This window comes from Acinetobacter sp. NyZ410 (assembly GCF_022828975.1).
Classification (GTDB): domain Bacteria; phylum Pseudomonadota; class Gammaproteobacteria; order Pseudomonadales; family Moraxellaceae; genus Acinetobacter; species Acinetobacter guillouiae.
Genome location: NZ_CP094620.1, coordinates 2,496,456 through 2,508,492, shown reverse-complemented (window position 1 = coordinate 2,508,492; position 12,037 = coordinate 2,496,456). Strand labels below are relative to the sequence as shown.

Below are 12,037 nucleotides of genomic sequence, written 5' to 3'. Positions count from 1 at the left end.
AAACAGTGAATTTTTTCTTTAACCTTATGTTTTATCTGAAAGCACAGTGGTTTTTAACTATTTCACATGAAATTTTACCTAAATATTAAGATCGAGATGCAAGATTTTTTTAAGTCCAAAGGGTTAAAGATGAATACATTTTAGATAAAGAAAAATTATTAGCAAATTGAATCTAAAGCATGATTTTCATAAAATGCCCCCAAACGTTATAACAAGGCAATTGCAAGTAAAGGCACAGAATCTGGAGATATTTTAAAAGTATGTAAATGAAGACTAATATAATAAAACATTTTAATAGTAAGCCACACTGAACTCTATTTAATCTAAAGTTCAATATTATTTTTATTAAAAATTCAGATTCAAAGAAAATTATTTAACGTTACTAATTTAGTGATTTATTATTAATATAAGTTTAAAAAATTATTATTTATGAAAATATTATGTATTTTATTATTATTGATTATAAACCATCAATAAGCAGATGTTTTTTATAAGTTTATTAAATAGAAAAAATGTAATTTTATGAACTTAATTCAAATTCTAATTGAATTCTATAGCTCACCTCATAGTATATAAATACTAGTTTGTGCTAGTACTTTAATATTTAAACATTTAAAAAGGGTAATAGCTTATGAAAGAGCTTAATGCAATTGAAATTAACGAAGTAAGTGGTGGTGCTGGTGGTGACTTAACTGGTGCTGTACGTGGTTTTTATGAAGGAGCAGCAGTTGGTGCGATCATTGGTGGAAAATTTGGTGGAGCTGGCGGCTTCGTCATTGGTGGAATAGCTCAACTCGTTGGATTAGTTGGAGGTGGAGCTTTTGGTGCCGTATGGGGGGCTGGTTACGGCTTAATCTTTGGTGAAAAAGCACTTATGGAAGCAACACGTTATGTTCTTGATAAAGCTGGTGGTGGAGCAAGACTTTATAAAACCTTAACTTAATTTTATATGCACTAGCATAAAGCTTAAGTTCATAGCTTTTGTTAGTGCTTCATGATTAGTAAATCGAAAATTTCATTTCTGTTTTTGTTCTGTTCACTAATTTTCAATAATTTTATTTTAGATTAATTTGAGTAAAATTCCAGCATGAAAAACAGGCTATTTCGTAAAGAAGCAATTGAAGCTAAACAAGTCAAATGGGTTGGAGATATTATTTTAACCCGACCTATTTCTTTTACTTTTCTAACAATTGTGGGTTTTGGAATTTCGATATGTATTATTATTTTTTTAATTTTTGGGAGCTTTACAAAACGTAGTACTGTTCAAGGCCAACTTACACCTATAAATGGATTGGTAAAGGTTTATGCTTTGGAATCTGGTATTATTTCAGAAAAAAAAGTATCTGAAGGGCAAAAAGTAGAGCAAGGTGATATCTTATATGTTATATCAAATGTACGTTATGCCCCTCAAGGAGATGTTCAGAAGGCCATTAAGGAACAGATAATAATACGAGAAAAATCATTACAAGATGAAAAAAATAAATATAACGCTATTCATATAAATGAAAGAGATGAACTGAAAAGCAAAATTTTATCATTAAGAAATGATATTTCAAAAATAGTGGATTTGATTAAAAGTCAAGAGCAAAGAATCATTTTGTCCCAAAATACACTGCAACGTTATCAAGATTTATTAACTCAAGATTATATTTCTAAGGATCAATTTCAACAGAAAAAAGAAGAGTTTCTAGATCAAAAATCGAAATTACAAAATTTGGAAAGAGAAAAAATTTCAATTTCAAGTCAATTAGAAAGTTTTGAAATTAAATTTAAAGTATTAAAAAATAAACAGACAAATGATTTATCTCAATTAGATAGACAAATTGCCACGACTCAACAAGAGTTAACAGAGATTCAGGCTAAGCAAAAAATAGTTATTCGTGCCAGTGAAGCTGGCATTGCAACAGCTGTTTCTGCAGAGGTTGGTCAACAAGTTGATACCTCAAAACCCATGCTAAGTATAATTCCAGAGCATACTTTGCTTATCGCGCAATTATATGTACCTAGTAATGCAATTGGCTTTATCAAACAAGGCGATAACGTTTTACTACGTTACCAAGGATATCCGTATCAAAAGTTTGGGCATGCGACTGGTACAGTCAGTTCTATTTCAAAAACCTCCCTGTCAAGTCGCGAATTAAATAGTATTGGAGATCTAGGATCGGCGAATATTCGCACTCAAAATGATCCCATTTATGTAGTGAAAGTATTATTAAAACAACAGGCAATTGAGGCTTATGGCAAACAACAACATTTGCAGGTTGGAATGCTATTAGAAGCAGATATTCTACAGGAAAAACGTCGACTTTACGAATGGGCACTAGATCCTTTGTATAGTATTACTGGAAAACTTTAATATGTCTATAATTGATAATTTAGCTTTTGGCTTTGGTGCTCGCCTTCCAATAATTTTACAAACGGAAGCAACAGAATGTGGTTTGTCATGTCTAGCAATGATTGCGAATTTTCATGGTTATAAAACAGACTTATCAACTTTACGTCAACGCTATTCTATTTCATTAAAAGGCAGTACATTAGCAAGTTTAATTCAAATTGCTAATGACCTTAATTTAGTGACTAGGCCTTTGAAGTTGGATTTAGATGATTTAAATCAATTAACACTACCATGTATTTTGCATTGGGACTTTAATCATTTTGTAGTGCTAAAAGAGGTTTCACGAAAAAATATTATAATTATGGATCCAGCCTATGGAGTAAAATCTATATCTATGAGTGAGGTTTCAAAAAGTTTCACTGGTGTAGCTCTAGAACTTTGGCCAAATACTAATTTTGAAAAAAAGGAAGAAAAACAAAATATTAAGCTTTGGGGGCTAATCGGTAAGGTTCATGGCTTATGGCGTTCCTTAGGTCAAGTTTTACTATTAGCCTTTGCTTTAGAAATTTTTGCTCTTATTAGTCCATTATTTATGCAATGGGTTGTCGACTATGTGATTTTATCAGCAGACCGTAATCTATTACTGACATTGGCATTGGGTTTTGGCTTGCTGATGTTTTTACAACAACTTATTACTTTATTACGTTCATGGGTCCTAATGTTTATAGGAACAAACCTGAGTATTCAAGGAAGGGCCAATGTTTTTAGTCATTTAATTCAACTACCTGTGCAATATTTTGAAAAACGCCACCTTGGAGATGTAATTTCCCGATTTTCATCTGTTGATACTATTCAAAGTACCTTAACAACTGCATTTTTAGAAGCTATTTTAGATGGTTTAATGACGGTTTTCACCTTAGCGCTAATGTTTATCTATAGCCCTAAACTAGGTTTTATTGCATTAATAACTATGGCTTTATACGCATTAGTTCGCTGGATATGGTATCGACCGTTAAGAACAGCATCTGAAGAACAGATTATTCGTGCAGCTAAACAAAGCACACATTTTATGGAAACCATGCGTGGTATTAAAACTATTAAATTATTTCAGCGACAAGATAACCGCCGTTCGACATGGCTAACATTACTTGTTGATCAGATTAATGCTGATTTAACCACACAAAAATTAAATATAATGTTTAATTTCACTAATGGCTTATTATTCGGCATAGAAAATATTTTAATCATTTGGTTTGGCACAATACTAGTATTGGATGGAAACTTCAGTGTAGGTGCTTTAATGGCATTTCTGGCGTACAAAAATCAGTTTGGTAGTCGAGTTAGTTCATTAATTGATAAATATATTCAAGTAAAAATGCTTCAATTACAAGGTGAGCGATTAGCTGATATTGTTTTAAGTGAACCAGAAAATTTAAACGGAAATGGTCGTGAACTAAATGATCTACAGCTTGAACCTAGTATTCAGGTAGAAGGCTTGCAATATAAATATTCCGAGCATGAGCCTTTTGTTTTACAGGATATTAATTTCAAAATTACAGCTGGGGAATCAGTAGTATTTGTAGGCCCCACCGGCTGTGGTAAAACTACATTATTAAATATTCTATTGGGAGTATTACCCTCTACTGTGGGAGAGGTGAAGATAGGAGGTAAGTCTATAAATGATTTTGGTGTAAATACACTACGTCAAATGGTTGGCACTGTTTTACAAGATGATGTTCTGTTTTCAGGATCTATTGAAGATAATATCAGTTTCTTTGATACAGATATAGATACTGATTGGGTTATAGCATGTGCCAAAATTGCAGCAGTTGATAAAGAAATAGAAGCTATGCCAATGGGATATAAAACACTTGTTGGGGACATGGGTACTATACTATCAGGAGGTCAAAAGCAACGTGTGCTTTTAGCAAGGGCTCTTTATAAAAAACCAAAAATTTTGTTTTTAGACGAATCGACTAGTAATTTAGATGTGGTTAAGGAAAATGAAGTTAATAATAATATTAAAGAATTAAATATTACTCGCGTTATGATTGCTCATCGCCCTGAAACAATTGCTTCAGCTGATCGTATAATTACATTATTTGCAGGTAGAATTGCTCAGGAAATTAATAAAATTACGATTGAAAAAAATATTGGTGATAAATAATGAAAAAAAATATTTCATTTACTTTAATATTTATTCTCTTTTTCTCTAATTTTTTATTTTATACAAATGTTATGGCTAAACAGCATACATCAAATATTGATATTTATCGAACACAGGAAAAACTTTCTGAAAACCCTGTTACCTCATCGTACGCAATGAATTGTATTTTCAGACAGAATAAAATGGAGAAAACTATAACGCTAGCAGAAGTAATCGAGCTAACATTATGTAATAATCCTCAGACGAAACAGGCTTGGGCCTTCGCAAAAATGCATGCTGCCCAGCTTGGTATAGCCAAATCCAGTTATTTACCAACTTTACAGACATCTTATAGTTACACAAGAGATTCTGGCGATAATTACTTTAAAAATAATGGGCAAACTCGAAAGTTTCTTTTAGACGCTAGTTGGTTACTTTTTGATTTTGGTAAGCGCAAAGATAAAGTGAATCAAGCACAATTTCTTCTTGCATACGCATATGCAAATCAGAATGATGTATTGCAAGAAACATTTTTAAAAGCTGTCCAAGCTTACTATAATTTAGCTTCTATACAAGGCATATTGACTGTAAATATAGAAGCGCAAGAGGAAGCTAGGCAAAACTATTTAGCAGCGAAAGCTAGATATAAAGCAGGAGTAAGTACTCTTGCAGATCAATTACAAGCAGAAACTAACTATGCGAAAGCCATTTCCGCACGAATCAAATCACAAGGAGAGGTACAAATAGCTAAAGGAGAACTTGCAATCTTAATGGGACTCGCTGTCAACACATCTTATGATATACAAACTGAATTTCCTCAATCTCCTGATGAACTATTGGCTTCTGTAGATGATTTGTTGAAAAAAGCCCAACAAACACACCCAAAATTATTAGCAGTTAAAGCACAGGTTAGTGCAGCAAAAGCAGCTTTAAACGTAGTGAAAAAAGAAGGTTTACCAAGCATATATTTTATTAGTACTGGCGAGAGTACACGTAATAATGGAACATCTTTATCTAGTTTTAACGAGAATAATAATATTAATTGGGGGGTAAGACTAACTGTTCCTTTATTCGAAGGTTTTAGTCGACAATATCGTATTAAGCATGCTCAAGCAGAATTAGAGTCAAAAAGCGCAGAACTAGAACAAGTTGAACAGCAAATTAATTTAAACGTCTGGAAAAATTATTATAATTTGATTACAGAAAGTGACAATATAAAAGTAGTAAATATGCTGGAAGATAGTGCTACACAGTCATATCAAGTGACGCAGGGCCGTTATAAAGCTGGTGTTTCTAGTATGTTAGAACTGATGAATGCGCAAAATGAACTTGCAAATGCGAAACAACAGAAAAATGCTATTTACTCACAATGGCAAGTAGCTCGTATGCAATTGCTAGCTAGCTTGGGAGAACTTGATCTATGGGGTTTAAAACCTAAGTAGAGTATGGAATAAGAGCAAGAGAGATTAAATACTTGTATTTATAACTATTCAAACCCCATAACTCCGTGAATTATAATTTTAAAATTCACATTGATGATCTGTGACAACAATACTGTTACCAATTAAAACTCAATCAAATTTATTACAAAAATTATTGAGTGGATAAAACTGCATATCAAAATCATTTATATATTTAAAATATCGTATAGAAATGCTTGTTCAATCGAAGAAAATTGTGAATACTCATGCGCACAAATTTAGGCTGTAAGATTATCTTTTGGGGTTAGACAATTACTGTGAAAACGTATCCATTTTCTCGTTTACAAAAAGCACTACTGGCAGTTGGTTCATTTTCATGTCTAGGGCTAAGTTCAGCATTGGCGCATGCTGATACTGAAAAAGATACACAGCAACTTAAAACGATTAAAGTAAGCGTTCAAACAGAAGAAACAACACCAACTGCTTATTATCAACCCAAGGTAAATTTATCAGGATTTACTCAGCAAAATCTTGCTGAGATCCCTGCATCTATCAGTACAGTCACCGCGGAACGTATCGCTGACCAACATGCAAAAACCCTGACGGATGTTGTTAAAAATGATGCAGCAATCGGTGATGGTTATGCGCCCATTGGTTATTATCCAAACTTTATTATGCGTGGTTTTGGGTTAAATCTTGGATCAAGTTATTTACTCAATGGTCATTTGTTGCGTGGCGAGCAAAATGTAGCGCTTGAGAACAAAGCACAAGTTGAAATTCTAAAGGGTATGAGTGCGATTCAAAGTGGGATGTCAACACCGGGTGGTGTCATCAATTATGTCACTAAACGTCCAGAAGACATTCGTGCTATTACCGTTGAAGTAGATAGTCATGGCGGCAATCGTGTTGCAACTGACTTGGGTGGCTGGTTGGGAGAAGAGCAGCAGTTTGGTTATCGACTGAATCTGGCCAAAGAAGAAATTCATCCTTATGTTGAGCATGCAGATGGGCAGCGTTTGTTTGGCGCTTTGGCGTTAGACTGGAAGATTTCAGATCGCTCTAAATTAGAATTTGACATTGAATCACAGCGTCAACGTCAGCGCTCAGTCGCAGGTTATCAGTTACTGGATGGTACGACCGTACCCACTGGGGTTAAATGGGATCGTTTACTTGGCTATCAAAGCTGGAGTAAACCAGTAACCAATGAAAGTCTAAATGCCAGCTTAAAATATGTTTACCAAGTCAATGACAACTGGACCACAAATCTATCTGCTTCACAAAGCCGTGTCGTGATTGATGATTATTCAGCATTTCCGTGGGGTTGTTATAGCAGTACTTGCCAAACGACAGGTTTAGGTAATACTTTTGATCAAAATGGTAATTATGATATTTATGATTTCCGTAATCCAGACGACAGCTTCTTAACCAATCAATTTAAAGCAGGATTAAACGGCAAGTTTAGCACAGGGGCTTGGCAGCATAAGCTAAGTTTAGAACTCTCGCATACAGGGAAACGGCATACACAATATAATGCAATCAACGAGCCTATAGTTAAGGGTTCTGAATCCACAGGAAATATTTATAATGATTCTATAACGTATGCGCCTACTGATAAAACTTTAGCTACACATTATAAATCATTAGACAGTCAACAAACTGCACTGAACTTACTGGACCAGATTGACTTCAACACTGAATGGTCAGTTTTGTTGGGCGGTAAACTGATGCATTTAAATGAAAATGCCTATGATGTGGATGCAAACAACATCCGAGAGACCAATTTCAATCGTTTCTTGCCGCAGTTTGCGTTGATGTATCAACCTTGGGAACATACCCACCTCTATGCTTCTTATGCCAAAGGCTTAAGTGATGGCGGACAAGCCCCTTGGTTTGCTACTGGTATTCCAGATCAAGGTATTGAAGGTAATGCTTTTAAAACTTTAGCACCGATAAATTCAACTCAGTATGAATTGGGTATTAAGCAGCAGTGGCAAACTTTACTGTTTACAGCGGCATTGTTTGATTTAATCCAAGACAATCAATACACCAACGCAGACAAATACTTTGTCACGGATGGTAAGCAACATAACCTTGGCTTAGAATTGGGTTTACAGGGACGCTTAGGGCAAAATCTAGATATGACTTCTTCTTTAGCTTTAACTCGTTCACGTTTAAAAGAAATACAAGTGGCTAATTATCAAGGTCATCAAACTCAAAATGTACCGAGTGTCCGTTTTGCCAGTCATCTGTCTTATCGAGTACCACAAGTAGATGGCTTACGTTTACTGGCTGGCATGCAGTACAGTAGCAGTAAATATGCCAATAAAACGGGTACAGTAAAAGTATCAGGCTATAGCGTGTTTGATGTAGGTACAGCTTATAACTTCCGTGCTTATGGTTATGACAATACACTTCGATTCAACCTTGATAATGTATTTAATAAAAAATACTGGCGAGATGCGGGGAGTTTCTTAGGCGATGACTATTTATTTCTTGGCGCACCACGTACTGCACAACTCTCGTGGACTGTGAGTTTTTAAAGAAACTTGCTGAGCCTATTGGTAATTTAAATTGAGATGTAAACTAAGTTAATATTTGACGGTTAGATAATTTAATTAACGAACCGTCAATAGCATCTCATTTTTTATTAGCGTAGAAGTTACCCATGTTATAATAGAGAGGCAGTTTTATTAAGGAACTTTGTGATGCTGAATGTGAATGAAATTCCACATAAAGGGTTGAAAAGATATATAGCGAAACTTGCACGTCAAAACCATATAAGCTATATAAACACTGGAAGTAGTCTATTGGCTCAAACGATTACTCGTTTAGCTGATGATGATGTTAAACCAGACGAAACTGAAAAATTAGTGATTGCTTTACGTCGAGCAAATGTGATCGATGGTTCACAAATGTTGATTTTGCTTGGCCGTTATTTTGATGAAACTCAACATGTTTGATCCTTTTAATGATTTTGAGACAAATGGTTATTTACGCAATTTCAGAAAAGATAAAAATTGTATTTTAAAAACCAAAATCTAAAAAGTGATCTCAATAAGAAAAATAGTGTTGTATAGACAAGGTTCTTAAATATTTTATTTAAGTCTCAAATAAATTTATGAAACTAAGCGTGATATTTAAAACACTCTTCAAGAGATAGAACAATAATTTAGTTATATCAATACTTTAGAATTTTTCAAAAAGTCCTTTTTTAAAACTATAAATTAACATAAAATTCCCCTCATCCTAGCCTTTTCCCGTGGGGAGAAGGAACTTTCAATGCCAATATGATTCACGCTACATGATCACTTTTTCATTTATGAAAAAGATTTATTTAAATAAATATCAAAAAATTAGATAGTATAAACCTAAAAATATAAATTGGATTTATTCTAAAAAATAACCAATCATAGAATTCTAAGCAATTTAGTAAGGAATGCTAAAAATGGACAAAAAAATTAGAGTTGCTGTGATTGGTGGCGGTATTGCTGGATTAGCACTCATGACTCAATTGGTCAAAAATAAACATTTAGATGTACATCTCTTTGAATCCGCATCACAGTTTTCCGAGATTGGTGCAGGGATTTCGTTTGGTGCCAATGCAGTTAAAGCCATTCAATTATTAGGTCTAATTCAAGAATATGAATCTATTGCAGATCAGGTAAAGGCTCCATACACCGATATTTGGTTTCAATGGCGTAATGGTTATACCGATGAGTATCTATCCGCATCGATTGCGCCACAAGTCGGACAATCTTCGGTACATCGTGCAGATTTTCTTGATCGCTTAATTCCCTTAGTGCCTTTAACAAATGTACATTTTAATAAACGTGTACAAGAAATTGAGGCAGATGAAGAACAAGCGACAATTCACTTTATCGATGGTCAACATATTACATTTGATTATGTGATTGGTTGTGACGGGATCCGTTCAGTCGTCCGAAACCATGTGCTTGACTCTAATCAATTAGCACGTGTTGAACCTCAGTTTTCGGGGACTTGGGCATATCGTGGAATTATTAAATTTCAAGATTTTAAGCAAGCCATTGCAAAACTGGGAAATGATGCAGAAATTGCCGATGTACCACAAATGCTTTTAGGGAAAGATAAACATATCTTAACTTTCCCAATCCGTCAGGGTGAAGAAATTAACATTGTTGCGTTTAAGTCAGATCGCACGCAAACCGTATTAGCAGAGAATACACCATGGACATCGCCTGTTTCAAAACAAACGATGCTGGCTGATTTTGCAGACTGGAGCGAGAGTTGTAAGGCATTATTGGACCTGATCGACTCACCAACCATTTGGGCATTACATGAAATTCAACCTTTAGAAACCTATAAAAACAAAAGCAATAATGTGATTTTGATTGGCGATGCTGCTCATGCCATGTTACCGCATCAAGGTGCTGGTGCCGGACAAGGTTTAGAGGATGCTTTGATTTTAGCTAAATTATTAGAAAACCCTGAGCTGACATCTGAATCTATCAAAGCTGTATCTGAAATCTATGAGCAAGTTCGATTAGCGCGCGCCGTGAAAGTTCAAAATACCTCGCGTGAATCAGGTGAAATCTATGAGCTATATTCATCGAAATATCCTGATTTTGAATCAATAGGCCAACATCTGGCGAAGCGTTTTGACTGGTTGTGGCAGCATTCGCTTGAAGATGATATTCAGACAGCCAAAGCAGCATTAGCAAAACAACTACAGCACACTGAAATGACGACTTAAACAACAAAGATTACAAACAGGACAATATGACCAGGGAGGTCTATTATGCAAATCATAAATGCAAATGAAATTATTGATCATGCCAAATTAAAAGCCATTCATTGGCGGGTGATTTTACTCAGCGCATTGATCATTATCTTTGATGGTTATGATCTAGTGATTTACGGTGTTGCTTTACCCAAACTGATGGCAGAATGGAAAATTGACAGTATTACGGCTGGATTTCTGGGCAGTATCGCCTTATTTGGGATGATGTTTGGTGCAATTATTTTCGGTAGCCTGAGTGATAAATTAGAAAGCTATGGATTTAGCCGCAAAAAATTAATTATTTTATGTATCTGTTTATTCAGTGGTTTTACTTTACTTTGTGGTTATGCCAATAATCCACAAAGTTTTGGAGTCTTTCGGTTTTTGGCTGGTTTGGGTTTAGGCGGGGTCATGCCAAATGTAATCGCCTTGATGACTGAATATGCACCTAAAAAACTACGTTCAACCTTGGTTTCCTTAATGTTTAGTGGTTATGCAGTCGGTGGGATGTGTTCAGCTTTATTAGGAATGTGGTTAGTCCCGCAATTTGGTTGGAAAATCATGTTTATTCTAGGAGGCACACCACTTTTACTTATTCCCATAATCTGGAAGCTGTTACCCGAATCGATTGATTATTTGGTGCGCCGTGATAAAACTGACCAAGCCATTGAGATCCTTAAACAAATTGACGTCAATATTACCTATACGTCTCAGACTCAAATTGGTCTTCATCAAGACAATCAAGCTACCTCTAAAACTCCGATCAAGGATTTATTTGCAGAAAATCGTGGAATGGTGACACTCTTATTCTGGGGCAGCGTATTTATGGCGCTTGTACTGGTCTATGCTTTAGGTAATTGGTTGCCTAAATTAATGGTAGAAGCAGGCTATGATTTATCGACCAGTCTGGTTTTTCTATTGGCTTTAAATATTGGGGGAATGCTTGGTGCAATTTGTGGTGGTTATTTAGCGGATCGTTTTAATCTGGCAAAGGTATTATGCTCACTGTTTTTAAGTGGCGCGATCGCATTAATTTTACTGAGTTATAATTTACCAATGGTCATTCTTTATTTTTGTATTGCGGTTGCAGGTGCGGCATCAATTGGTGGGCAAATCTTATTATTGGCGTATATGTCTCAATTTTATTCATCCAATATTCGTGCAACAGGCTTAGGAATGGCTTTAGGTGTGGGGCGCTTAGGTGCAATTTTAGGGCCAATCTTATGTGGTTGGTTGCTAAGCTTAAGTCTGCCAATTAATTATAATTTTATCGCATTATCAATCCCTTGTATTATTGCGGTAATGAGTGTTTCAATGATTCACTTACAGTTGAAAAAAACAAAATTGGCGGTGAAAGCGCTACAAATCTAAAAGTA

At 35.0% G+C, this 12,037-nt stretch carries 8 protein-coding genes; all 8 read left to right on the top strand.

The annotated features are described in order from the left end of the window. The first annotated feature begins 631 nt into the window (after positions 1–631). The 8 genes from MTO68_RS11855 (at position 632) to MTO68_RS11820 (ending at position 12,032) form a co-directional block, all read left to right on the top strand. Positions 632–943, top strand: a complete 312-nt coding sequence (locus tag MTO68_RS11855) for a hypothetical protein (protein WP_244012554.1) — start codon at positions 632–634, stop codon at positions 941–943. A gap of 144 nt (positions 944–1,087) precedes the next feature. Then, positions 1,088–2,356, top strand: coding sequence for an HlyD family secretion protein (locus MTO68_RS11850; RefSeq protein WP_244012552.1), 1,269 nt, complete (start codon positions 1,088–1,090; stop codon positions 2,354–2,356). A 1-nt stretch (position 2,357) separates the two neighbouring features. Continuing rightward, positions 2,358–4,502: a peptidase domain-containing ABC transporter gene (locus MTO68_RS11845; protein WP_244012550.1), complete on the top strand. Its 2,145-nt coding sequence runs from the start codon at positions 2,358–2,360 to the stop codon at positions 4,500–4,502. Beyond that, positions 4,502–5,923 (top strand): TolC family protein, encoded by a 1,422-nt coding sequence (locus MTO68_RS11840; RefSeq protein WP_244012548.1) that lies wholly within the window; start codon positions 4,502–4,504, stop codon positions 5,921–5,923. The genes MTO68_RS11845 and MTO68_RS11840 overlap by 1 nt, the downstream gene beginning before the upstream one ends. A gap of 296 nt (positions 5,924–6,219) precedes the next feature. After that, positions 6,220–8,442: a TonB-dependent siderophore receptor gene (locus MTO68_RS11835; RefSeq protein WP_244012546.1), complete on the top strand. Its 2,223-nt coding sequence runs from the start codon at positions 6,220–6,222 to the stop codon at positions 8,440–8,442. A gap of 165 nt (positions 8,443–8,607) precedes the next feature. Then, on the top strand, positions 8,608–8,862 hold the full coding sequence (locus MTO68_RS11830; RefSeq protein ID WP_004720401.1) for a hypothetical protein: 255 nt from the start codon (positions 8,608–8,610) through the stop codon (positions 8,860–8,862). A 485-nt stretch (positions 8,863–9,347) separates the two neighbouring features. Beyond that, entirely contained in the window at positions 9,348–10,634 is a 1,287-nt protein-coding gene (gene salA / locus MTO68_RS11825) for a salicylate 1-monooxygenase (RefSeq protein ID WP_244012544.1), read from the top strand. A gap of 45 nt (positions 10,635–10,679) precedes the next feature. Continuing rightward, positions 10,680–12,032 carry an MFS transporter gene (locus MTO68_RS11820; RefSeq protein WP_244012543.1) on the top strand — a complete coding sequence of 451 codons (1,353 nt, stop codon included), beginning with the start codon at positions 10,680–10,682 and terminating at the stop codon, positions 12,030–12,032. Positions 12,033–12,037: the final 5 nt, after the last annotated feature.